General features: G+C 71.9%; 23 protein-coding genes and 1 tRNA gene. 11 read left to right on the forward strand and 13 right to left on the reverse strand.

The genetic code is table 11. From position 1 onward, the window contains the following. Window positions 1-38: 38 nt before the first annotated feature. Both AC0693_RS23705 and AC0693_RS23710 read right to left on the reverse strand, forming a co-directional pair. Complete coding sequence (locus AC0693_RS23705) at window positions 39-1,388, reverse strand: FtsK/SpoIIIE domain-containing protein (protein ID WP_478802791.1); 1,350 nt, start codon at window positions 1,386-1,388, stop codon at window positions 39-41. Between the two features lie 2 nt (window positions 1,389-1,390). Continuing rightward, on the reverse strand, window positions 1,391-1,720 hold the full coding sequence (locus AC0693_RS23710; protein WP_266614957.1) for an SCO3933 family regulatory protein: 330 nt from the start codon (window positions 1,718-1,720) through the stop codon (window positions 1,391-1,393). A gap of 152 nt (window positions 1,721-1,872) precedes the next feature. Here AC0693_RS23710 and AC0693_RS23715 point away from each other — a divergent pair, with 152 nt between their 5' ends. From AC0693_RS23715 to AC0693_RS23760, 10 genes are all read left to right on the forward strand, one after another. Next, the gene (locus AC0693_RS23715) at window positions 1,873-2,739 is read left to right on the forward strand and encodes a GntR family transcriptional regulator (protein WP_478802792.1); all 867 of its coding nucleotides are present in this window, start codon (window positions 1,873-1,875) and stop codon (window positions 2,737-2,739) included. After that, window positions 2,726-3,415 carry an HAD family hydrolase gene (locus AC0693_RS23720; protein WP_478802793.1) on the forward strand — a complete coding sequence of 230 codons (690 nt, stop codon included), beginning with the start codon at window positions 2,726-2,728 and terminating at the stop codon, window positions 3,413-3,415. Before AC0693_RS23715 ends, AC0693_RS23720 begins: the two co-directional genes overlap by 14 nt. 1,355 nt (window positions 3,416-4,770) lie before the next feature. Beyond that, window positions 4,771-5,136, forward strand: coding sequence for a PH domain-containing protein (locus AC0693_RS23725; RefSeq protein WP_356403407.1), 366 nt, complete (start codon window positions 4,771-4,773; stop codon window positions 5,134-5,136). Window positions 5,137-5,253: 117 nt separating this feature from the next. After that, a complete protein-coding gene (locus AC0693_RS23730; RefSeq protein WP_356403410.1) occupies window positions 5,254-5,688 on the forward strand; it encodes an Lrp/AsnC family transcriptional regulator in 435 nt (144 codons plus the stop codon). A gap of 17 nt (window positions 5,689-5,705) precedes the next feature. After that, window positions 5,706-6,581, forward strand: a complete 876-nt coding sequence (locus AC0693_RS23735; protein ID WP_478802794.1) for a DUF2797 domain-containing protein — start codon at window positions 5,706-5,708, stop codon at window positions 6,579-6,581. A gap of 101 nt (window positions 6,582-6,682) precedes the next feature. Continuing rightward, on the forward strand, window positions 6,683-7,708 hold the full coding sequence (locus AC0693_RS23740) for an amidohydrolase family protein (protein ID WP_478802795.1): 1,026 nt from the start codon (window positions 6,683-6,685) through the stop codon (window positions 7,706-7,708). Between the two features lie 69 nt (window positions 7,709-7,777). Further along, window positions 7,778-8,545, forward strand: coding sequence for a response regulator transcription factor (locus AC0693_RS23745; RefSeq protein ID WP_356403419.1), 768 nt, complete (start codon window positions 7,778-7,780; stop codon window positions 8,543-8,545). Between the two features lie 11 nt (window positions 8,546-8,556). Continuing rightward, entirely contained in the window at window positions 8,557-10,092 is a 1,536-nt protein-coding gene (locus tag AC0693_RS23750) for a sensor histidine kinase (RefSeq protein ID WP_478802796.1), read from the forward strand. 25 nt (window positions 10,093-10,117) lie between these two features. After that, window positions 10,118-11,386 carry a bifunctional glycosyltransferase family 2/GtrA family protein gene (locus AC0693_RS23755; protein WP_478802797.1) on the forward strand — a complete coding sequence of 423 codons (1,269 nt, stop codon included), beginning with the start codon at window positions 10,118-10,120 and terminating at the stop codon, window positions 11,384-11,386. Beyond that, the gene (locus AC0693_RS23760; protein ID WP_478802798.1) at window positions 11,383-13,500 is read left to right on the forward strand and encodes an ArnT family glycosyltransferase; all 2,118 of its coding nucleotides are present in this window, start codon (window positions 11,383-11,385) and stop codon (window positions 13,498-13,500) included. The genes AC0693_RS23755 and AC0693_RS23760 overlap by 4 nt, the downstream gene beginning before the upstream one ends. Window positions 13,501-13,594: 94 nt before the next feature. Here the strand turns inward: AC0693_RS23760 and AC0693_RS23765 are convergent, their stop codons facing one another. Beyond that, complete coding sequence (locus AC0693_RS23765; protein ID WP_478738394.1) at window positions 13,595-15,208, reverse strand: MDR family MFS transporter; 1,614 nt, start codon at window positions 15,206-15,208, stop codon at window positions 13,595-13,597. A gap of 83 nt (window positions 15,209-15,291) precedes the next feature. Beyond that, entirely contained in the window at window positions 15,292-15,741 is a 450-nt protein-coding gene (locus tag AC0693_RS23770; RefSeq protein WP_469330949.1) for a MarR family winged helix-turn-helix transcriptional regulator, read from the reverse strand. A gap of 120 nt (window positions 15,742-15,861) precedes the next feature. On the opposite strand from AC0693_RS23770, the gene AC0693_RS23775 reads away from it, so the two are divergent. After that, complete coding sequence (locus AC0693_RS23775; RefSeq protein WP_356403434.1) at window positions 15,862-16,080, forward strand: hypothetical protein; 219 nt, start codon at window positions 15,862-15,864, stop codon at window positions 16,078-16,080. Window positions 16,081-16,099: 19 nt separating this feature from the next. Here AC0693_RS23775 and AC0693_RS23780 read toward each other — a convergent pair whose 3' ends face one another. The 9 genes from AC0693_RS23780 to AC0693_RS23820 all read right to left on the reverse strand — a co-directional run bounded on the left by AC0693_RS23780 (window position 16,100) and on the right by AC0693_RS23820 (window position 22,045). Then, the gene (locus AC0693_RS23780; RefSeq protein ID WP_478802799.1) at window positions 16,100-16,945 is read right to left on the reverse strand and encodes a hypothetical protein; all 846 of its coding nucleotides are present in this window, start codon (window positions 16,943-16,945) and stop codon (window positions 16,100-16,102) included. Between the two features lie 84 nt (window positions 16,946-17,029). Continuing rightward, on the reverse strand, window positions 17,030-17,881 hold the full coding sequence (locus AC0693_RS23785) for an RNA polymerase sigma factor SigF (RefSeq protein ID WP_283456862.1): 852 nt from the start codon (window positions 17,879-17,881) through the stop codon (window positions 17,030-17,032). Window positions 17,882-18,100: 219 nt separating this feature from the next. Next, complete coding sequence (locus AC0693_RS23790; RefSeq protein WP_478802800.1) at window positions 18,101-18,982, reverse strand: RNA polymerase sigma factor SigF; 882 nt, start codon at window positions 18,980-18,982, stop codon at window positions 18,101-18,103. A gap of 222 nt (window positions 18,983-19,204) precedes the next feature. Next, window positions 19,205-19,366, reverse strand: coding sequence for a hypothetical protein (locus AC0693_RS23795; protein ID WP_356403443.1), 162 nt, complete (start codon window positions 19,364-19,366; stop codon window positions 19,205-19,207). Window positions 19,367-19,742: 376 nt separating this feature from the next. Beyond that, window positions 19,743-20,030: a hypothetical protein gene (locus AC0693_RS23800; protein ID WP_356403446.1), complete on the reverse strand. Its 288-nt coding sequence runs from the start codon at window positions 20,028-20,030 to the stop codon at window positions 19,743-19,745. Between the two features lie 197 nt (window positions 20,031-20,227). Beyond that, window positions 20,228-20,314, reverse strand: a tRNA-Ser gene (locus AC0693_RS23805). A 123-nt stretch (window positions 20,315-20,437) separates the two neighbouring features. Beyond that, on the reverse strand, window positions 20,438-20,866 hold the full coding sequence (tadA, locus tag AC0693_RS23810) for a tRNA adenosine(34) deaminase TadA (RefSeq protein WP_478802801.1): 429 nt from the start codon (window positions 20,864-20,866) through the stop codon (window positions 20,438-20,440). An 89-nt stretch (window positions 20,867-20,955) separates the two neighbouring features. Further along, on the reverse strand, window positions 20,956-21,522 hold the full coding sequence (locus tag AC0693_RS23815; RefSeq protein ID WP_356403702.1) for a tRNA adenosine deaminase-associated protein: 567 nt from the start codon (window positions 21,520-21,522) through the stop codon (window positions 20,956-20,958). Between the two features lie 325 nt (window positions 21,523-21,847). Further along, window positions 21,848-22,045, reverse strand: a complete 198-nt coding sequence (locus AC0693_RS23820) for a hypothetical protein (RefSeq protein ID WP_478802802.1) — start codon at window positions 22,043-22,045, stop codon at window positions 21,848-21,850. Between the last annotated feature and the right edge of the window lie 38 nt (window positions 22,046-22,083).

Raw genomic sequence — 22,083 nt, forward strand, 5'->3', positions numbered from 1 at the left:
CGCGAGACAGCCGCGCCGACTGAGAGGGGAGAGGATCGCTAGTCCGCGACCGGGACCGGCGTAACCAGCGCACCCGGGGCAGCCGCCGAGGAACTGACGAGGATCTGCGGCCGGTAGGGGGCGAGGCACGGCAAGAGCGGGGTCAGGTGCGCGAACTGTGCGCAGACCGCCGTTGCCTCTTCGGCGCTCACCTCGGGGGTGCGGATGCGGGACCAGCCGCCGGAGGTGTCACTGGCCACCGCGAGGCCGGGCCGGTCGGGCGGGATCGCGGTCACGGCCGCCACCGCGTCCGGGGCGATGTCCCCCAAGCCCATGTCGGCGGTCTGCTTGTCGTTGACCCGGTGCACCACACGGCCGGTGAGCTGCGCGCGCAGGGTCGTGGCGCCCTTGCCGAGGTCGGAGCCGAAGCGCTGCCCGCAGATCTCCAGGTAGATCCCGGCGGCGCGGGCCATCTGTCCGAGCCGGATCATCTGCATGACCATCTGGTCCCGGCGTTCCTCGTCCTTCTTCAGCGCGACGAGGAACAGTTCGGCGACCTCGTCCACCAGCAGCACGACCGGCACCGGGCGGATCTTCTCCGGCAGGGCCCACACGTCGGCCGCACCATGGCTGCTCAGCAGGTCGAAACGGCTCTCCATCTCGCCGACCAGGGCGTCCAGCAGCCCCGATGCTTCGTCGGGCGTCGTGGCGAGTGCCGACAGCCGGGGCGCGTACCCGCGCTGTTCCACACCCCGCTTGCAGTCGATCCCCACCAGAGCGACCGGCATCCGCGCCAGGCCCACGACCAGGTTGCGCAGGTACATGGACTTGCCCGACTGGTTGGCGCCGAGCGTCAGCGCGTGCGGCACCTTCCGGTAGTCCCGGACGAACGCGGTGCCGTCCTCCCGGAGCGCGACCGGGACCGTCATCGGCCCGGACGGGCGGCGCCGCGGCATCTTCACCCGCCGAAGCACGTCGTAGCCGGTCATCCGCAGCTCGACGAAACCCGGCCGGGTCTCGACCACGGAGACGGAGTGGACCCCCCAGGCGTGCCGCAGCCGCTCCGACGCCGCGACCACGTCGGCAGGCTCCAGACCGGCCGGAAGACGGAGCGTTGCCCGCATCCCGGTCGAGGAACCCCGCACGCTACGGATCTTCGGCGGCACGGGCTGAACATCACTGCGCCGGGCGACGCTGCGCACGAGGAACGCCCGCAAGCGGGACGGCTGCACGGTCAGCCCGCACACGTCCATCGTGGAGCGGTACGTCACCGCGAACCGGACCTGTGCCACCGGCAGCCCGACCACGGACCAGAACACCCGCGGCGCGCGGGTCTTCGCGTAGGCGAGACCGCCACCCGCACCGGCCAGCGGGAGGCCGACCTCCCATAAGGCAGTCAGGTCGCCCATGATCAGGCCCCGGCCGTGAGGGCGACGGCGCGGAACGAGATGCCGTGCCGGGTCTGGCCGTTGAACGTGTTCTCCCAGTCCCGCGCCTTGAGGCCGATCACCGACACCGGCATGCCCGGCGTCAGCCCCTCCGGCAGACCGGTCTCCGGAACTGTCACCTGGTAGAGGTTGCCCTCCCCCTCGTCCGAGATCAGCAGGCCCACCGTGGAGAGCCCGGCACCGGTCTCCCGGTCCATCGCGCGCTCACCGGTCTGCTTGCTCACGAGCTTCGGCGTGGGAGCCGTAGCGACGAACACCACGGCGGTCGACGTGTCCACCTTGAACGACGGCATGGTTTCTCCTTCAGAGATGCCAGCAGGAAGCTAGATGACCAACTTGGCTAACCTGGTTGGTCACATCTCGAAGGTAGGAGAGTTGGCTAGCCATGTCAACAACATGACTGCCATGACTGTCCTGGCCTAGGCCACTCGCCTACCATCGACCCATGACCTTCGTCCCCGAGCCCCTAGACCCAGACGACGACCGAGCCCCCTACGAGCAGGTGGCCAGCAGCCTCAGCGCCGCCATCCGAACGCGGCGGCTCGCCCCTGGCGAAAAGCTCCCGTCCCACAAGGAACTGACGGAGCTGTACGGGTTCGCGCGGGCGACGATCCAGCGCGCACTGCGCGACCTGGAAGACGAAGGGCTCGTGGTCTCCCGCAAGGGCAGCGGCGTGTACGTCCGCAACCGGACCGAACGGCCGGCAGGACTGCGGCCCTACGTGGAGCAGGCATTCGCCAAGCAGCACGTGACCATCGATTTCGCCGGGTTCTCCAGCGAGACCCTGCACGGGGCGCTGCAAGAACCGCTCGACAAGATCCGGGTCGGTCGCCTCACGCCGTCTAGCATCACGGTGCGGATACTCGTCCCGGACATGTCCGTGCCCCAGGCCGCGCCGGTACGCATGGCGGATGGGGCCGATGACAAGCGGCTCCGCGACCGCATGCACGAGATCATGGTGAGCTACACCCGCAGCATCAGGGACGCCATCACCGAGCTGGAGCACCTTGGCCTTGTTGCCGAGACCCGGATCAATGTCCGTGTCCACAGCGGCACGCAGTTCTTCAAGCTCTACGTGGTCAACGGTGAGGACGCGTTCTTCGGGTACTACCCGATCCGCCCCAACAAGGTGGTCGCCCAGGGCGAGACGATCGAGATCTACGACCTGGTCGGCAAGGACGCGACGCTCTTCCACCACTCGATCAACGATGGCGAGTCATCGAGTGGAGCCCAGCAGGTCCAGCAGGCTCGCATGTGGTTCGACAGCGTGTGGGAGACCATCGGAAGGGACTACGACCTTGACGCACGATGACCGCCTTTCCGGAGTCCTGGAGAAGGCCCGGGTGGTCTTCTTCGACTTCGACGGCCCCGTGTGCGACGTCTTCGCCGGACTGCCCGCCCCCGAGGTCGCCAAGCAGCTCACGGCACGGCTCTCCGCCCAGGATGAAGCTGCGGGCACCAAGGCCGCCGAGACGGACGACCCGATCGAGGTCCTGCGCATCGCTCACGAAGCCGATGCCAGCTTCGGCCGGGAGGCGGAGCAGGCACTGACGGCCGCGGAAGTCGAAGCCGTGGCGGTGGCGGGTCCGCCGACTCCTGGGGCGGTGGAAGCACTCCAGGCCGCGCGGTTGTCCGGGCGGGCAGTGGTGGTGGTGAGCAACAACTCTGCTGCCTGCGTTCAGCGCTTCCTGGAGCTTCATGGCCTGGGTGAGTACGTCGCGAGGATCGTGGGCCGTCCCTCCGGGGAGCCGCACCTGATGAAGCCCAACCCGTTCCCACTGATCAGGGCGGCGGAGGAGGTGCACGTGGACATCACGCACTGCACCCTGATCGGCGACTCGCTCACGGACATCCAGGCCGCTCATGCAGCCGGCACGACGGTCATCGGCTACGCCAACAAGCCGCACAAGGCAGCGCTGTTTGCCGAAGCCGGGGCCGACGCCATCACGGATGCGATGCAAGCCATCGCCGATGTACTCGCGGCATAGCTGAGGAGCGGCGCGGAGCTGTTACAGGTTTCTCTACCTCATCAAGGCACCCGGCTGCGCTCCGCTCCGCCGGGCGCGCTTCCCGGCTCTGGCTGCGCCCGCGCTCCTGCCTCCGGCCCGCTCGGCGCTGCCGCCGCCGACGCGCGCCCCTACGGCGGGATAGGCCCAAGGGCATGAGCTGAACCTGACGCCCACGGAATCCCTCCCCTCACCGACATGCCTCCGGCGGGGGCGCTCCGACTCCGGGATGCGGGGCCAGTCGTGCGGCCGCAGCTCCGTTGTGGTTCGGGTGGGGCTGTCATCCCGCCTGCCGTCGTCCCAGGGCAAGCCGTAGCAGACCAGCCGCCAGGGGCCCAGGTCGTTCGTCCAGCGGGGCGCTCCACCTGGGCCCCTGGCGACTGCCCTGCTACCACTCCGTGTGGGACGACGGCAGACGGGATGACAGCCGGGGCTCATTGCGGCTGGCGCCAGTCGGATCTGGCACGAGTTGCTGACCCGTTGCCCAAACGGTGACATTAAGCAATAAGTCGGGCAATCGATATGGGAAAGCCGAAAACTTTCCGCGAATCTACGGCCCAACGGAAGACTTGAATGGGATATGCCACCCGAACGGGTGAGCGTGGGGGGTCCCTGGAGTCTTCGACGTGAAGACTTGATGTGCCGTCAAGGTGCAAATGATCCGAGGGGGATGCACCTTCGCTGTGGCGAGCACCCAGGGAGTCGTCCCACGCCAGCAGTTCGGCTCCCTGGGTGCCTCTAGCCCCTCTGAAGTCGAGACCCATCGGAGCTCTCATGAACGACCGTACGCCGACCGGGCCCTTTGGGCATCTCTCAGCAATTGAGCGCGCGAGATTGGCCCGTTATGACAAAATCACGGCCCACCTGTGCTATGTGGGGGTTGCCTTCCTATATCTGACAGCGGCTGTAGCGTCCCTTGCCCTACTCAAGGAGATCGCGAAGGGGGATGGTTCGATGGCGGCCGTCTATCTGGGCCTGGCGACCGCCCTATTCGCGGTTGCCGAGAAGTTCCGTCGCGCCTCACGCCACGCAAGGAGAGGTTTCCTGGAGACGGCCGCGAGGCCGTCCAGGTCGGCGTAGTACAGCAGTGATGTACCGCAACCGCAGCAGCTGGCCCTGTCCGGTAGGGTCCTTCAGGGGCCTTGAAGCGGCTGAAATGGCCGCTGCTGACCGATCTCGCTAGAGCTACGGATCAGAAGGTTGCAGGTTCGAATCCTGCCGAGTGCACAGCCCAAGAGGCCCCCTGGAGAAATCCAGGGGGCCTCTTGCGTTGGACCCGGCGCGAGCCGGGCACTGAGCCAGTCAGTGAACCTGTCACCGGAATGAGGGGGGCCCTCATGGGTCTGTTCGGGAACGCGCACACGGTCGACCCCGTGTCGGCGCAGCGGGACTACGCGCGGCTGCTGGGGCACGGGGAGCAGGTGCACGCGGCGTACCTGCTGATACGCGACACGATCCTCTTCACCGACCGGCGCCTGGTGCTGATCGACAAGCAGGGGATCACCGGCAAGAAGGTGGAGTACCACTCGGTCCCCTACCGGAGCATCACGCACTTCTCCGTGGAGACGGCCGGCCACTTCGACCTGGACGCCGAGCTGAAGATCTGGATCTCGGGGACCGCGGCGCCGCTGCAGAAGACCTTCACCAAGGGCGTGGACATCTACGAGGTCCAGGCGATCCTGACCCAGTTCGTCGCCCGCTAGCCGAAGCGGGCCGAATGGGGTTTGGCCCGGGGACGCTATCGCAGGATGCGATAGCGTCCCCGTACAGGATCGCCGGGATCGGCCGGGGTCCGCGGGACGGCGGGGCGGGAAGCACACGTGGACGACATCGACCGGGCGCTGGTCCTGCGGTTGCAGGAGGACGCCGGCCAGTCCTACGCCGCCCTCGGCGCTGCCGTCGGGCTCTCGGCCGGGGCCACCCACGAGCGCGTGCGCAAGCTGCGCGAGCGGGGGGTCATCCGGCGGACGACCGTCGACGTGGACCCCGCGGCCGTCGGCAGCGGGGTGCTCGCCTACGTGAACGTCGACTCCAACGCCTGGATGGGCGAGTCCGGGGCCGCCTTCGCCGCGATCCCCGAGATCCAGGAGGCCCACATCATCGCGGGCAGCGCCTCGGTCCTGGTCAAGGTCCGCACGGCGAGCACCGAGCAGCTCCAGGACGTGCTGCGCCGGCTCTACGCCATCGAGGGCGTGAGCGGCACCCAGGCGACCGTGGTCCTGGAGACGTTCTTCGAGCGACCGCTCCCGCTGTGATCTGGCGGTGCACCGGCATGGGGTGGAGCGGCGGACAGCCCTCCATCGGCTGGTACGCCGAGGCCGCCGGGCCGGGGTCCGGCGAGCGCAGGAGCGTGCTCGAAGCCGGGCAGCGGCTGGCCTTCGAGGGCCGGGGCGAGCGACGCTGCCTGGGCATCCGGCGGGCCGGGAAGCGGACCCCGTGCCCGACCGCCGCCGCGGTGCCGGGTCGCGCGGGCAACGCCCAGTGCCCCGAATGCGCCCGCCTGGACCGGTCCTTCTCGGTGGCCGCCGACACCAACGCCGCCGATCCGCGGACCTACCGCGTCTACCTCGCCTGGTTCGGGCCCGGCCTGGTCAAGGTCGGGATCACCGCCGAGGAGCGCGGCCCGGACCGGCTGCGGGAGCAGGGCGCGGTGGCCTGGAGCTGGCTCGGACGGGGGCCGTTGATGGCGGCCCGCCGCACCGAGGAGCTGCTGCGGGCCGCGCTCGGGGTGCCCGACCGGATCGCGTACGCCCGCAAGCGCGCCGTACGGGCCGCTCTGCCGCCCGCGGCGGAGCGGGCCCGGGAGGTGGCCGAGCTGCACGCGCGGGCCACCGCGCTCGCCGGATGGCCCGAATCGCTGGAGCGCACGGCCTGCGAGGTCGCCGACCACGCCGGGCTGTTCCACCTCGACGAGCTGCCGGTGCCGGCCCGGGTGATCACGGAGATGACGGCGGGCGGGTCGGTCGAGGGCGTGCTGGTGGGGGCGGCCGGACCGGACCTGCACCTCGGCGACGGGCTCGTGGTGGACACCCGGCTGCTGGCCGGCTGGGCGCTGGCCGCACCGCAGGGGGCGCTGCCGGCCACCCCGGCGCCGTGGAGGGACCTGTCGCCCGCGCTTCCCGCGGCCGAGCAGGACGGGCTCTTCTGACCCGAGCGGCAGCCGGCCCGGCCCGGCCCGGCCCGGCCCGGCCCGGACCTGACCGGCCGAACCGTGGACATCCGAGGGGGCCGACGCCGAGGGTGGGTGCCATGAGCATCCAGACGAGCGGAGCCACGACGCCGCCCGGCACGCCCGGTACGCCCGGAACAGCCGAGACACCGGGAGCGGCGGAAACGCCCGGCACCGCCGAAACGCCCGGCACCGCTGAAACGGCCGCGGCCGTCCACGCCTTCCGCCGGCGGCTCGGGCTCCCCGGGCTGGTCGACGTCCACACGCACTTCATGCCCGCCCGCGTCCTGGCCAAGGTGTGGGACTACTTCGACGCCGCCGGGCCGCTGACCGGCATGCACTGGCCCATCACCTACCGGCACGAGGAGGAGCACCGGGTCGCCCTGCTGCGGGAGTTCGGGGTCCGCGCCTTCACGGCCATGCTGTACCCGCACAAGCCGGCCATGGCGGCCTGGCTCAACTCCTGGTCCGTGGAGTTCGCCGCCCGTACCCCCGACTGCCTGCACACCGCGACCTTCTTTCCGGAGGAAGCAGCCCGGGGGTACGTCCGCCAGGCCGTGGAGAACGGCGCCCGCGTCTTCAAGGCACACCTCCAGGTCGGCGGCTACGACCCCAACGACGCGCTGCTCGACCCCGTCTGGGGTCTGCTCGCCGAGGCCGGGATCCCCACGGTGATCCACTGCGGTTCCATGCCGGCCCCCGCCCGGTTCACCGGGCCCGGACCGGTGGCCCGGCTGCTCGCCCGGCACCCCCGGCTGCCGCTGATCATCGCCCACATGGGGATGCCGGAGTACGCCGAGTTCCTGGACCTCGCCGACCGCCACCCCGAGGTGCGCCTCGACACCACCATGGCCTTCACCGACTTCTCCGAGCGAACCAGCGCCTTCCCGGCAGCGGACCTCGGGCGGCTGGCGGCCCTCGGCGACCGGATCATGCTCGGCACCGACTTCCCGAACATCCCCTACCCCTACGAACACCAGCTGGCCGCCCTGGAGCGGCTGGGCCTCGGGGACGACTGGCTGCGCGCCGTCTGCCACGACAACGCCGCCCGGCTCTTCGGGCTCCCGAGCGGCCCCCAGACGCCCGAGGCGGCCCCGCGGGCCTGAAACGGATTCTCAGGAGAATCACAGGAAGGGCCAAGGGGGCTTTCACCGGGGCGGGTCAGCGTGGTCGCCATGACTGCGACGACCACCTCCCACGCGTCCACGGCCACCGGCAACCCCATGGCCCTCGTCCGGCCCGACGGCGGCCCGTGCCGCGTGCTCGTCGTGGACGACGAGGCCTCGCTCTCCGAACTGCTCTCCATGGCCCTGCGCTACGAGGGCTGCGAAGTCCGCACCGCGGGCGACGGCGCGGGCGCGGTGCGCACGGCGGCGGAGTTCCGGCCCGATGTGGTGGTCCTCGACATCATGCTCCCGGACATGGACGGGCTGGCCGTCCTCGGCCAGCTGCGCCGTCGGCTGCCGCAGGTGCCCGTGCTCTTCCTCACCGCGAAGGACTCGGTCGAGGACCGCATCGCGGGGCTGACGGCGGGCGGCGACGACTACGTCACCAAGCCCTTCAGCCTGGAAGAGGTCGTGGCCCGCCTGCGCGGACTGGTCCGCCGCTCCGGGGCGGCCCAGGCCGCGCGCGGCGAGTCCGTACTGACCGTCGGCGACCTACGGCTCGACGAGGACAGCCACGAGGTCAGCCGGGACGGCCGGGAGATCCACCTGACCGCCACCGAGTTCGAGCTGCTGCGCTACCTGATGCGCAACCCGCGCCGGGTGCTCAGCAAGGCCCAGATCCTGGACCGCGTGTGGTCGTACGACTTCGGCGGCCAGGCCAACGTGGTCGAGCTGTACATCTCCTACCTGCGGCGCAAGCTGGAGAGCGGCCCCGGGCTGCCCTCGATGATCCACACCCGGCGCGGCGCCGGGTACCTGATCAAGCCGAGCGAATAGTGCGGCCGCGGATGCCGGGCCGGCGACCCTGGTCCCTGCGGACCCGGCTCGTCGTCTCGGCCGTCGTCCTCATCGCCGTGGTGGGCACGACCATCGGCGCCGTCACCATCCTCGTCCTGCGCTCCTACCTCGTGAGCCAGCTCGACCACCAGCTCGCGACCTCCGTGAACATGGCCGTCCGCGGCCCCGGCGGTGCGAAGCCGACCCGTGACCCCCTCGCCTTCGTCCTGGGACCCGGCAGCCCCTTCGGCGCCGCCGGGGTACGCCTCGACACGGACGGGAAGGTCATCACGGCGGCCCGCAGCGAACCCGCCGAGGGCGCCGCACCGGACCACCGCCAGCCGCTCACCGAAGCCCAGACCAAGGCCCTCGTCGCCGCCGGGGCGGCCCGCGCGGGCGAGGAGCGGCCGGTCGACGTACGCCTGCACGGCCTGGGCACCTACCGGGTGATCACCGCCGCCGACGGGAGCCTGGTCCTGGGCTTCCCCCTCGACGGGGTCGAATCCACCGTGAACACCCTGATCGTGGTGGAGGTCTGCGTCACCCTGGCCGGGCTGATCGCCGCCTCCCTGGCCGGACAGGCCCTCGTCGGCGTCGCCCTGCGTCCGCTGCGCCGGGTGGCCGCCACCGCGACCCGGGTCTCCGAACTCCGGCTGCACAGCGGCGAACCCGCCCTCGACGAGCGGGTTCCCGATGCGGAGGCGGACCCCCGGACCGAGGTCGGCCAGGTCGGCGCAGCCCTCAACCGGATGCTCGGCCACGTCTCCTCCGCGCTCACCGCACGACAGCAGAGCGAGACCCGCGTCCGGCAGTTCGTCGCCGACGCGAGCCACGAGCTGCGCACCCCGCTGGCCTCCATCCGCGGTTACGCCGAACTCACCCGCCGGGGCCGCGAGGAGACCGGCCCGGACACCCGCCACGCGCTGGGCCGGATCGAGTCCGAGGCGACCCGGATGACCGGCCTGGTCGAAGACCTGCTGCTGCTGGCCCGGCTCGACGCGGGCCGGCCGCTGTCCGCCGCCCCGACCGACCTGGCACCGCTGGTCGTGGACGCCGTCAGCGACGCCCGCGCGGCCGGTCCCGCACACCACTGGCGGCTCGAACTGCCCGCTGAGGCCGCGCCGGTGACCGCCGACGCCGCCCGGATCCAGCAGGTCCTGGTGAACCTGCTGGCCAATGCCCGCACACACACCCCGCCGGGGACCACCGTGACCGCCCGTGTTTCACGTGAAACATCCTCCGTCCGCGTGGAGATCGAGGACGACGGCCCCGGCATCCCGCCCGAGCTGCTGCCCCACGTCTTCGAGCGGTTCGCGCGCGGCGACGCCTCCCGCTCCCGCAACGCGGGCTCCACCGGTCTCGGCCTCGCCATCGTGCGGGCCGTGGTCTCGGCCCACGGCGGGACCGTCGGCGTACGCAGCGAGCCGAACCGGACCCGCTTCGAGGTCCGCCTGCCCCTCCACGCCGAGCCGCCTCTCCACGCCGAGCCCGGGCAGGCGAAGCCGCGGTACTCACAGAGGGGCCACAGCCTCACCACACGGCCGTGACAGCCCGTCCCGCGAGAGTCGGAGCATGCCAACCGACGTCTTTCCCGGGACCGGCGCCCTGCCCGCCCGGGCGCCGCTCGCACCCGTGCCCGGCGAACCCGTACTCGACGTGGTCATCCCGGTCTTCAACGAGGAGGAGGACCTCGGCCCCTGCGTGCGCCGCCTGCACGAGCACCTGACCCGCACCTTCCCGTACGCCTTCCGCATCACCATCGCCGACAACGCGAGCACCGACCGCACCCCCGAGGTCGCGGCGGCCCTGGCACGGTCGATCGGCGGCGTCCGCAGCACCCGCCTGGAGGAGAAGGGCCGCGGCAGGGCCCTGCGCACGGTCTGGGCCGCCTCCGACGCCCCGGTCCTCGCGTACATGGACGTGGACCTCTCCACCGACCTCAACGCGCTGCTGCCCCTGGTCGCCCCGCTGATCTCCGGGCACTCCGACCTCGCGATCGGCACCCGGCTCGCCCGCTCCTCCCGGGTGGTGCGCGGCGCCAAGCGCGAGTTCGTCTCCCGCGCCTACAACCTGCTCCTGCGCTCCTCGCTCGCCGCCCGCTTCAGCGACGCCCAGTGCGGATTCAAGGCCCTCCGGCGCGATGTCGCCGAGCGGCTGCTGCCCCTGGTGGAGGACTCCGGCTGGTTCTTCGACACCGAGCTGCTCGTCCTCGCCGAGCGCGCCGGGCTGCGCATCCACGAGGTGCCCGTCGACTGGGTGGACGACCCGGACTCCTCGGTCCACATCGTCCGCACCGCCACCGAGGACCTCAAAGGGGTCTGGCGGGTCGGCCGGGCCCTCGCCGTCGGCGCCCTCCCCCTCGACCGGATCGCCCGCCCCTTCGGAGACGACCCGCGCGACCGCGCGCTGAGCGGCGTCCCCCGGGGCCTCGCCCGCCAGCTCATCGGATTCTGCGCGGTCGGCCTGCTGAGCACCCTCCTCTACCTGGCGCTCTACTCCGCCTTCCGCTCGGGCGCCGGACCGCAGCTCGCCAACGCCGCGGCCCTGCTGCTCTCCGCCATCGCCAACACCGCCGCCAACCGCCGCCTGACCTTCGGCGTCCGGGGCCGGGACCGGGCCGTGCGCCATCAGGCCCAGGGCCTGGTGGTCTTCGCCATCGGGCTGGCCCTCACCAGCGGCTCCCTGGCCGCCCTCGGCGCGGCCACCACCACTCCCGCGCACGGCACGGAGCTGGCCGTCCTGGTGACCGCCAACCTCGCCGCGACCGTGCTGCGCTTCCTGCTCCTGCGCGCCTGGGTCTTCCCGGACCGCCCCGCTCCCACCAAGGACGACCTGCGATGACCACGGCCCTGCCCCTCCTGGACCCACCCTTCCCCGAAGGCGCCCCCGCCGCCGCGGTACCGCTGCGGCCCCGCTGGGAGCGCCCGGCGCTCGCCGTGCTCCTCCTGGCCACCGCCGTCCTCATGCTGTGGGGCCTCGGCGCCTCCGGCTACGCGAACTCCTTCTACTCCGCCGCGGTCCAGGCGGGCAGCGAGAGCTGGAAGGCCTTCTTCTTCGGCTCCTCCGACGCGGGGAACTCGATCACGGTCGACAAGCCCCCGGCCGCCCTGTGGCCGATGGCCCTGTCCGTACGGCTCTTCGGCCTCGGCGGCTGGCAGATCCTGGTCCCGCAGGCCCTCATGGGCGTCGGCACCACGGCGGTCCTGTACGCGGCCGTCCGCCGCCGGTTCGGGCCGGTGGCCGGACTGCTCAGCGGCACGGTCTTTGCGCTCACCCCGGTGGCCGCGCTGATGTTCCGCTTCAACAACCCCGACGCGCTGCTGGCTCTGCTGATGACCGTCACCGTCTACTGCGTGCTGCGCGCCCTCGAAGGCGCCCGCACGAAGTGGCTGGTCTGGGCGGGCGTCGCCGTCGGCTTCGCCTTCCTCACCAAGACCCTGCAGGCCTTCGTCATCCTGCCGCCGCTCACCCTCCTCTACGCCGTCTGCGCGCCCACCCGGCTGCGCCGCAGGCTGGGCCAGCTGTGCCTGGCCGGACTGGCCATGGTCGTCGCCGGCGGCTGGTGGGTGGCCGTCGTCGAGCTGTGGCCCGCCTCCTCCCGCCCGTACATCGGCGGCTCGCAGAACAACTCCTTTCTGGAGCTCACCCTCGGCTACAACGGTCTCGGCCGGATCAACGGCGACGAGACCGGCAGCGTCGGCGGTGGTGCGCGCGCCGGTGGCGGCCCGGGCGGCGGTGGCGGGGGCTGGGGCGAGACCGGGATCGACCGGCTCTTCTCGGCCAACATCGGCGGCCAGATCTCCTGGCTGCTCCCGGCGGCCCTGGTGCTGCTCGTCGCCGGTCTGGTGATCACCTGGCGGGCCCGGCGCGCGACCGACTCCCTGGAGAGCACGGCCAGGGCGTCCTTCCTGGCCTGGGGCGGCTCGCTGCTGGTCACCGCGCTGGTCTTCAGCTACATGCAGGGCATCTTCCACGAGTACTACACGGTGGCGCTGGCGCCCTACGTGGCCGCGCTGACCGGCATGGGCACGGCCGTGCTGTGGGAGGAGCGGGGCAGCCGGGCCGCCGCGCTCACCCTGTCGGGCACCCTGGCGCTGACCGCGGTGTGGTCGTACGTCCTGCTGGGCCGGGCCGCGGGCTATCTGCCCTGGCTGCGCTGGACGGTGCTCGTGTCCGGACTGCTCGCCGCGGCGGGGCTCCTGGCGGGCGCCCGCTTCGGCCGCCGGGCCGTGCTCGGCGCGGCGGCGCTGGGCCTGGGCGCGGCACTGGCCGGGCCCTTCGCGTACACCCTGGACACGGTGGGCACCGCGCACACCGGCTCGATCGTGACGGCCGGTCCGGCGGTCGCGGGCGGCCGGGGCCCGGGCGGCACGGGTGCGGGCCCGCGGTTCGCCGGGGCGGAAGGCGGCCCCGGCCGGGGCGGCTTCCCGCGCGGGGTACCGCCGCAGAATGCGGGCCGGGGCACCGGACCGGGCGCGACCGCGCCGGGCGGCCCCGCGGGCCAGGGCGGTCCCGGCGCCGGCCGTCCCGGCGGCGGGGGCATGGGCGGTCTGCTGGGCGGTACGAAGGCGAGCGCGGCGGCCACGGCGGCCCTGCGCGCGGACGCGGACCGCTACACCTGGGCGGCGGCGGCCATCGGCGCGCAGAACGCCGCGAGCTACCAGCTCGCCTCGGGCGAACCCGTCATGCCGATCGGCGGTTTCAACGGGAGCGATCCCTCGCCGACGCTGGCGCGGTTCCAGGAGTACGTGAAGGCCGGAAGGATCCACTACTTCATCGGCCAGGCCACGCAGGTGGGAACCGCCGCGGGAGCGGGCGAGGGCGGCGGCCGGGGTGCGACCCGCGCCGGTGGCCCCGGCGGTGGCACCAGCAGCGCCATCGAGGCCTGGGTGAAGGCGAACTACCGCTCCACCACGGTCGGGGGAGCCACCTTCTACGACCTCACCCCGTCCTGAGCCGGGCCCCGCAGCCGTACTTCCCGTACGGCTGCGGGGCCCGGTCCGGCGGGCGCCGGAGGACGAGAACGGGGCGCTCAGTTCCCCGAGCGGTTCACGAGCCGTCTGCCGAGCGGTTCACCGGCCCGGCAGGGACCTGGGCCTCGGCGACGACGGGCGCGGCGGCCGTCGCGGTGGCCGGGGAGGCGGCCACCGGCGCGTCGGCCATCGGCTTCGAGCGCAGCGCGACCTCCTTGATGAAGACCACGAGCACCAGCGCGAGCAGCGCGGTCGGGGCGGCGTAGAGGAAAACGTCGCCGACGCCGTGCCCGTACGCCGACTCGATGACCGTACGGAAGGGCTCGGGCAGCTCGTGCACGTCGGGGATGGACCCGCCGCCGGTGCCGCCGTGGCCCATGGCCGCCGCCTTCGGGCCGAGTGCGGCCAGACCGTCCTTGACGTAGTGCGTCACCCGGTTCGCCATCACCGCGCCGAGCGCCGAGACGCCCACCGCGCCACCGAGCGAGCGGAAGAAGGTGACGACGGAGCTGGCCGCCCCGAGGTCCTCGGGGGCCACCTGGTTCTGCGTGGCGAGGACCAGGTTCTGCATCATCATGCCGAGCCCGAGACCGGTCAGCGCCATGTAGAGCGCGATGTGCCAGTACGGGGTGTCGTGGCGCAGCGTGCCGAGCAGGCCCAGTCCGGCCGTCAGCAGGACGCCGCCGGAGACCAGCCAGGCCTTCCACTTGCCGGTCTTGGTGATCACCTGACCGGAAACGGTGGAGGAGACGAACAGCCCGCCGATCATCGGAATCGTGAGGATTCCGGACATCGTCGGGGTCTCGCCCCGGGCCAACTGGAAGAACTGGCTGAAAAACACGGTGCCCGAGAACATCGCGACGCCGACGAACAGCGAGGCCGCCGAGGCCAGCGTGATGGTCTTGTTGCGGAACAGGCGCAGCGGAATGATCGGTTCGCTCGCCCGGGACTCGACGAGGACGAAGAGCAGGCCGAGGGCCACGGACCCGCCGGTCATCGCCCAGGTCTGCCAGGAGATCCAGTCGTACGAGGTGCCGGCCTGGGTGACCCAGATCAGCAGGGTGGAGACGGCGCCGCTGATGAGCAGCGCCCCGAGCCAGTCGACCTTGACGTCCCGGCGTACGACCGGGAGCCGGAGCGTCTTCTGCAGGACGATCAGCGCGATGACCGCGAAGGGGACGCCGACGTAGAAGCACCAGCGCCAGCCGAGCCACGCGGTGTCGGTGATGACCCCGCCGAGCAGCGGGCCGCCGACGGTGGCGACGGCGAAGACCGCGCCGAGGTAACCGGAGTACCGGCCGCGCTCGCGCGGGGAGATCATCGCGGCCATCACGATCTGGGCGAGGGCCGAGAGGCCGCCGACGCCGATGCCCTGGACCACGCGGCAGGCGATCAGCGTGCCGGTGTTCTGGGACAGACCCGCGACGACCGAGCCGAGGACGTAGATGACCAGGGATATCTGGACCAGCAGCTTCTTGCTGAAGAGGTCGGACAGCTTGCCCCACAGGGGGGTCGCGGCGGTCATCGACAGCAGGGCGGCCGTGACCACCCACGTGTAGGAGGACTGGGTGCCGCCGAGATCGCTGATGATCTGCGGCAGGGCGTTCGAGACGATCGTGGAGGACAGGATCGCCACGAACATGCCGAGCATCAGGCCGGACAGCGCCTTCATGATCTGCGGGTGCGTCATGGGTGCGCCGTCCGGCACGGGCTCCGGCCGGCCGCCTCCCCGCACACCGGTGGGTGTGGTCGTCGCCATGTGGTTCCTTAGGTCTAGAAGCTCGATCGGAGTCGGGCCAGCAGGGTGGTCAGAAGGGTGATGTCCTCGGCGGCCCAGTCGCCCAGCGTCCTCTTCAGGGCGGCCGTGGAGCGCGCGCCCAGTTCGAGGAGCAGGGCGCGGCCCGCCGGAGTGAGGCGCAGGATCCGGGACCGGCCGTCGCCGGGGTCCGCCTCGCGGGCGATCCAGCCGCGTTCGGCCACGTGGGCCACGTGACGGCTGGTCACCGAGATGTCGATCGCCAGCAGTTCGGTGAGGCGGCTCAGCCGCATCTCACCGTGCCGGTCGAGGACGGCGAGGACGGCGGCGGATCCGGGCGGGCACTCGGGCGGGAGGGTACGGGCGAGCTCGCGCTTGACGGCACCGATGGCGGTGAGCTGACGGGCCAGCTCCGCGTACAACTCGTGCTGCCCGTGCTGCTCGTGCTGCGTCTCTCGCGTGAGCACCGCGCTCCCCTCCCCATGTTGTTGCTTTGGGCAACCATATAAGCGGATGGTTGCTACAGGCAAACGAATCGGGGGGAGGGGGCGGTAAAGGAATCGGAAAACCGGCTAGGGTCCTGAGCCATGGCTGCACACACCAACTCCCAGGGCCCCGAGGGCAACTACGACCCCGCGGGCAGCACCCAGATGTTCCGCGCCTTCGTCGACGAGGCGGAGACCGCCCGCCCGGCGGCCGCGGCCGCCTCGCACCGGCAGCAGGCCTCCAGGACGGGGCTGTGGCTGGCGCTCGCGGCCGCGCTCGTGGTCGTGATCGGCGCGGTCGCCTGGCTCGCGCTCGGCTGAACCCCGCCCTGCGGGGCGGTCAGTTCCAGGTGGCGGTGACCCGCTGGGTGTCGACGTGCATGCCCAGGGGGACCCGCCAGGACTCCACGCACACCGTGTACGTCTGCGTCTTCGCCGACCCGCCCGCGATCGGGGCGGGCAGGGGCTGGGCCGACGTGATCGTGGCCCAGTCGATGCCGAGCGCGCCGATGATGTGGGTGGAGAAGGTCACCGTGCCCGAACGGGCCGCCGTGTTGCCCGTGTTGGTGAAGGTGACGCCGACGCGCTCGCACCAGCGGTCCGCCGCCGCCGACCGTGCGGGGGCGCCGAGCACGAGCCGGGCCGGGGTGCTCGCCGGAGGCGTGGGCGTGGCCGTTCCGCCGGTGCCGCCCGACCCGCCGGTGCCGCCCGAGGAGCCTGTCCCGCCCGACCCGCCGGTGCCGCCCGAGGAGCCTGTCCCGGGGGAGCTGCCCGACCCGCCGGATGAGGTGGCGCCGCCGGACGCGGGGGCGCTGCCCCGGGGGTTCGGGGCGGGTGTCGTCGGGCTGGTGCCCGGTCCGCCGGGCGGGGTGGATCCGGGGGCGCTCGCGGAGCCCGTGGGGGCGCCCGGGACGGCTCCGCCCGCGCCGGAGCCATCGGTCGCCGGGTTTCCCGGCGCATTGGGCGACGTACTCGTGGATCGGGCGGCGGTGCCCGCGGCCGAGGGGTCGGCGAGGGGATGGTACTCGACCGCGCCCCGGGGGGCCACGGTCTCCCCCGCGCCCCGTTCGGGACCCGGGGCGGCGGCGCCCACGGCCACGTAGCCGTCGCGCGGCGGACCGCCGCAGCCCGTCAGGGTCACGGCGGTCACACACACGGCAAGCAGGGTGAGCGGTCCCTTTCGCATCGCGCCAGTTTTCCTGACGGAGTGTCAATTGGGAAGCGCTCGCGGCATGGTTACCCGGCTCGCCCGGCGGGCCCGGTGGCCGGGTTACTCGCCGATCAGGCCCTGGCGCAGCTGGGCCAGGGTGCGGGTCAGCAGCCGGGAGACGTGCATCTGCGAGATGCCGACCTCCTCGCCGATCTGCGACTGGGTCATGTTGGCGAAGAAGCGCAGCATGATGATCTGCCGCTCCCGGGGCGGGAGCTTGGCGAGCAGCGGCTTGAGCGACTCGCGGTACTCGACGCCTTCGAGCGCGGTGTCCTCGTACCCCAGCCGGTCCGCGAGCGAGCCCTCGCCGCCCTCGTCCTCGGGCGAGGGCGAGTCGAGCGAGGAGGCGGTGTAGGCGTTGCCCACGGCGAGGCCGTCGACGACGTCCTCCTCCGAGACCCCGAGCACGGCGGCCAGCTCCGGCACGGTCGGCGAGCGGTCCAGCTTCTGGGCCAGCTCGTCGCTCGCCTTCGTCAGCGCGAGCCGCAGTTCCTGGAGCCGGCGCGGGACGCGGACGGACCAGGAGGTGTCGCGGAAGAAGCGCTTGATCTCCCCGACGACGGTCGGCATCGCGAACGTCGGGAACTCCACCCCGCGTTCGCAGTCGAACCGGTCGATCGCCTTGATCAGGCCGATCGTGCCGACCTGGACGATGTCTTCCATCGGCTCGTTGCGGCTGCGGAAGCGCGCGGCCGCGTAGCGGACCAGCGGCAGGTTCAGCTCGATCAGGGTGTCGCGTACGTACGCCCGGTCGGGGCTGTCCGCGTCCAGGGCGGCGAGCCGGTGGAACAGGGAGCGGGAGAGCGAGCGGGTGTCATTGGGCGCTGGCGGGGCTTCCGTGCGGTCGGACACAGCGGGCGTCTCGCTCTTGACGAGCGTGAGCACCTTGGAGCTGCCCTGTTCTACGGACATGCCACCCCCTTGGGATCGCGGACGGTCGCGGTGGCGCGCCCGTCGGAGGAACGCAGCCTCCACCTGAATACCGGAGGCGGGGCTGCGGCAAACGCGGTTCCAGCAGAATGTCACATGTCGGCAACACGCTGTAGCGCCAAGTCGACATATAACTCCAGCGACAGAAGGGGTGTAGCCGGGCATGTCGGTAAAGCGTCCGGAGGCTTTCACCCGTACCGGTTACGCCTCGATCCTGTTTGCGGACCGCAGTCGCGCGAAGCTCCGGGCGAGCAGCCGGGAGACGTGCATCTGGGAGACGCCCAGCTCCGCGCTGATCTGCGACTGCGTCAGATTGCTGTAGTAGCGCAGGAGCAGGATCCGCTGCTCGCGCTCGGGCAGCTGGACGAGCAGGTGGCGGACCAGGTCGCGGTGCTCGACCCCGGTCAGCTCCGGGTCCTCGTAGCCGAGCCGGTCCAGCAGGCCGGGCATGCCGTCGCCCTCCTGGGCGGCTTCGAGCGAGGTCGCGTGGTAGGAGCGCCCCGCCTCGATGCAGGACAGCACCTCGTCCTCGCCGATGCGCAGCCGCTCGGCGATCTCGGAGGTCGTGGGCATGCGTCCGTGGAGCGTGGTGAGGTCCTCGGTGGCCGCGTTGACCTGGACCCACAGCTCGTGGAGGCGGCGCGGGACGTGGACGGTGCGGACGTTGTCGCGGAAGTACCGCTTGATCTCGCCCACGACGGTCGGCATCGCGAAGGTGGGGAACTGGACCCCGCGTTCCGGATCGAACCGGTCGATCGCGTTGATGAGCCCGATCGTGCCGACCTGGACCACGTCCTCCATCGGCTCGTTGCGGCTGCGGAAGCGGGCGGCCGCGTACCGGACGAGCGGGAGGTTCGCCTCGATGAGGGCCCCGCGGACCCTGCTGTGCTCGCTGGTGCCCGGTTGCAGGTCCTTGAGGCGCCCGAAGAGGACCTGCGTCAGGGCCCGGGTGTCGGCGCCACGGGTGCTCGGGGGGCGGCGGGCGAAGGCGACGGCCGTCGTGACGGCGCCGGCCGCGTCGGACGGTGGATCGGTCTGCGGGTCCTGCTGGGGTGGCACCTGAGGCGCAGTACTGGCCGGCACGGTCACGCCACCCCTTCAGTCAAGTCAACCAATCAGTCAAAAGCGGTCATAGCATCACAAGACATGTGCACTGTGCGCAAGCACCCTATCTAGCCGTGTTGAGGGCAAGTTGGGAATTTAGTGAGCATTAAGGGGCAATGCGAATCGAACGGGAACGCAAAAAGCCCCCCACCCGTCGGAGTGGGGGGCCGGGAAATCCGGAAGCCGCAGCAGCGTACGGGTTCAGCGCACCAGTGCGGTCATGAACTCGCCGATGCCGGAAGCGGCGTCCGAGATGCCCTGGAAGCCGATCTGAACGAATTCAGCCGCTTTGACCGGTTGGGTGATGATCACATAAAGCACGAAGACGACGAGTCCGCCCACGACGACCTTCTTGATGTCCACGAGCGGGTTCGGCCTCCCCTGCCGGTCCTTGCAACGACGAGTGAGTCTAACCGGTCAGGTTCGATCACTCACCTGTCCTTTAAGGACCAATGACCCGGCGTTCCGGGCCCTTTGGCGCCGAGGAGGCGGTGGCGGGGGGAGCAGGATGGGGGTGCGCCCACCGGTTCTGGCAGGAAACCGGGGGGTGAGGGACAGGGCCTCACTGCGGGGTCCGGCCGCGGGCTTCCCCCCCCCCTGACCGCGGCCGGGTCGGCAGGTCCCGTCCTCTTCGGGGGAAGTGACGTGTCCCCCCGATGTCACTTCCCCCGTCCCACCCGTACGAAGGTCCCGGCTCCGGCCGGGGCCTTTGACGCGTTGGGCACGCGCCGGTGCGGCCCTACTCGATGCCGGTCACCAGATTGGCCACCGGCGCCACCGGGTCCACCACGGGCGAGAGCTGGTCGGGGAGGTTCATCAGCTGGTTGAGCTGGTTCAGTTCGTTGAGCTTCGCGCCGATCTCCTGCACCGACCCCGGAGTCGCGCCCGCGGGCATCCCGGGAGCGGCGACGGGCAGGTCAGGCAGGGTGATCGGGGCGGCGGAGGCGAGGGGGGCGGTGGCGGCGGCGAAACCGGCCGTGGCGCCCGCGAGGGCCAGGGCTGCGAGCATGCGCTGGGTCTTGGTCATGCCGTGTCAACGGCCGAGCACCCGGCCGGTCACGCCCGCCCCGCCCGACACGGCCGCGGGCTCACTGGTGCGGAGTACGCGCGCGGGGCCGCCGGCGCCTCCGGAACGGGCGGCGCATGCCCCCGGATACGCCGAGAGAGTCCCGACGGATACGCCGAGAGCCCCGACCCTTGCGGGGCGGGGCTCTCGGATCAGAGCGGTAGCGGTGGGATTTGAACCCACGGACAGCTTGCACCATCACACGCTTTCGAGGCGTGCTCCTTCGGCCGCTCGGACACGCTACCGAGAGAGAGCTTAGCCCAAGGTGGCCCGTGCTCTGAAATCGATTCCCCGGGACGCGCGGACGGCTCGCGCCGGGCGCCCCGCCCCGCGGCTCGGGGGCCGGTGCCGGGACCGGAACCTGCGCCTCACAGGTTCCGGAAGAAGTCCGTCAGCTGCCGCGCGCACTCCTCGGCGAGCACGCCCGGGATCACCTCCGGCCGGTGGTTGAGCCTGCGGTCCCGTACGAGGTCCCAGAGCGACCCGGCGGCGCCCGCCTTCTCGTCGCTCGCGCCGTAGACGACGCGGGCGATCCGGGACTGTACGAGCGCGCCCGCGCACATCACGCACGGCTCCAGGGTCACCACGAGCGTGCACCCGGGCAGCCGCCATTCCCCGAGCCGCGCCGCGGCCCGGCGGATGGCGACCACTTCGGCGTGCGCCGTCGGATCGCCGGTCGCCTCGCGCTCGTTGTAGCCGGTCGAGAGCAGGCCGCCGTCCGGGCCGAGCACGACGGCGCCGACCGGCACGTCACCGGCCGGGACCGCCCGGGCGGCCTCCGACAGCGCCAGGCGCATGGAGGTCCGCCACGGGTCCCGGACCGGATCGGTCCCGCGGTCGTCTGGGTGGACGGGGGGATCGGGGACGGGGTGGTGCGCGGGGCCCACTAGCGGACGGCCTCCAGCACCTCGGTCGCGCCGAGCGATTCGGCGATCTGCGTGAGCGCGTCCCCGTCGAGGTCGAGCAGTTCCTTGTGGCCCACGCCGAGGTCGTCGAGGAGCCGGGGGTCGCCGAGCGGCCCCGCGGGCACCGGCTCCGCGCCGGCCCCCACCCCGTCGTCCACGTCGTCGACCGCGTCCTCGGTCGAGGTTCCCTGCTCGAACACGGCGACCACGTCCTCTTCGCCGTCCTCGGTGCCGTCGAGGTCCAGCACGTCGAGTTCGTCTTCCTCCTCGTCGCTGCCGAGCAGCTCGTCGGTGAGCATCGAGCCGTAGGAGCTGCGGGACGCCGCGGCGGCGTTCGAGACGAAGATCCGCGGGTCCTCCTCCCCGTCCACGCGGACGACGCCGAACCAGGCGTCCTCCTGCTCGATGAGGGCGACCACCGTGTCGTCGTCGACAGCGGTGGACCGGGCGAGATCGATCAGATCGGTCAGCGACTCGACGTTGTCGAGATCCGTGTCGCTCGCTTCCCACCCGTCTTCGGTGCGCGCGAGCAGTGCGGCGAAGTACACCGTGACTCTCCCACTGGTCATAGGCGTGCCGGTTGGAGGTCCCCCCGGCCGGAGGTTGGGGTGGAACGGCCGTCGTGCTCGCCGTACTGCCCCGCCCAATCGGCATCGTGGCAGAAACAGCGGCTTTGCGAGAGGTCTTCGGCGCTGCCGCGTGCCGCGCCGTGTCGCCGGTGGGCTGCTCGGGGGGTGTCCGGGGGCCGACCGGGGGGCGTGCGGGCGGGGCGCGGCGCGGACCGCGGGCGCGCACCGGGCACGCGGGACCGCCGGGGCGCGGATGCCGTGCGGATGCCGTGCGGGCGCGGCCAGGACGCCGTACGGGCGCGGCTCACCAGCGGAACGTGCGCATCCGCATCTGCTGGCGCATCCGGGCCGCGCGGGCACGCCGGGGCTGCACCCGGTCGCGCAGCTCGCGGGCCTCGTTGAGGTCGCGCAGGAACTGCGCGCGTCGCGCCCTTCGCTGCGCGGCGCTCTCCTGCGCCTGCGGTACTTCCCGGTCCTCTTCGATCGGCTGAACGTCGGGCATCCGCCACCACCCCGGCTGGTCCGGTCGTCCTCCTCCGC

The organism is Streptomyces sp. NPDC043876 (assembly GCF_056435825.1).

What these genes read in the sequence shown, in the direction of transcription:
- AC0693_RS23705 (WP_478802791.1), bottom strand. Translation starts at nt 1,388, where the DNA reads ATGGGCGACCTGACTGCCTTATGGGAGGTCGGCCTCCCGCTGGCCGGT.
- AC0693_RS23710 (WP_266614957.1), bottom strand. Translation starts at nt 1,720, where the DNA reads ATGCCGTCGTTCAAGGTGGACACGTCGACCGCCGTGGTGTTCGTCGCT.
- AC0693_RS23715 (WP_478802792.1), top strand. Translation starts at nt 1,873, where the DNA reads ATGACCTTCGTCCCCGAGCCCCTAGACCCAGACGACGACCGAGCCCCC.
- AC0693_RS23725 (WP_356403407.1), top strand. Translation starts at nt 4,771, where the DNA reads ATGGGTCTGTTCGGGAACGCGCACACGGTCGACCCCGTGTCGGCGCAG.
- AC0693_RS23735 (WP_478802794.1), top strand. Translation starts at nt 5,706, where the DNA reads ATGGGGTGGAGCGGCGGACAGCCCTCCATCGGCTGGTACGCCGAGGCC.
- AC0693_RS23740 (WP_478802795.1), top strand. Translation starts at nt 6,683, where the DNA reads ATGAGCATCCAGACGAGCGGAGCCACGACGCCGCCCGGCACGCCCGGT.
- AC0693_RS23745 (WP_356403419.1), top strand. Translation starts at nt 7,778, where the DNA reads ATGACTGCGACGACCACCTCCCACGCGTCCACGGCCACCGGCAACCCC.
- AC0693_RS23750 (WP_478802796.1), top strand. Translation starts at nt 8,557, where the DNA reads ATGCCGGGCCGGCGACCCTGGTCCCTGCGGACCCGGCTCGTCGTCTCG.
- AC0693_RS23755 (WP_478802797.1), top strand. Translation starts at nt 10,118, where the DNA reads ATGCCAACCGACGTCTTTCCCGGGACCGGCGCCCTGCCCGCCCGGGCG.
- AC0693_RS23760 (WP_478802798.1), top strand. Translation starts at nt 11,383, where the DNA reads ATGACCACGGCCCTGCCCCTCCTGGACCCACCCTTCCCCGAAGGCGCC.
- AC0693_RS23765 (WP_478738394.1), bottom strand. Translation starts at nt 15,208, where the DNA reads ATGACGCACCCGCAGATCATGAAGGCGCTGTCCGGCCTGATGCTCGGC.
- AC0693_RS23775 (WP_356403434.1), top strand. Translation starts at nt 15,862, where the DNA reads ATGGCTGCACACACCAACTCCCAGGGCCCCGAGGGCAACTACGACCCC.
- AC0693_RS23780 (WP_478802799.1), bottom strand. Translation starts at nt 16,945, where the DNA reads ATGCGAAAGGGACCGCTCACCCTGCTTGCCGTGTGTGTGACCGCCGTG.
- AC0693_RS23785 (WP_283456862.1), bottom strand. Translation starts at nt 17,881, where the DNA reads ATGTCCGTAGAACAGGGCAGCTCCAAGGTGCTCACGCTCGTCAAGAGC.
- AC0693_RS23800 (WP_356403446.1), bottom strand. Translation starts at nt 20,030, where the DNA reads ATGACCAAGACCCAGCGCATGCTCGCAGCCCTGGCCCTCGCGGGCGCC.
- tadA (WP_478802801.1), bottom strand. Translation starts at nt 20,866, where the DNA reads ATGCGCCTGGCGCTGTCGGAGGCCGCCCGGGCGGTCCCGGCCGGTGAC.
- AC0693_RS23820 (WP_478802802.1), bottom strand. Translation starts at nt 22,045, where the DNA reads ATGCCCGACGTTCAGCCGATCGAAGAGGACCGGGAAGTACCGCAGGCG.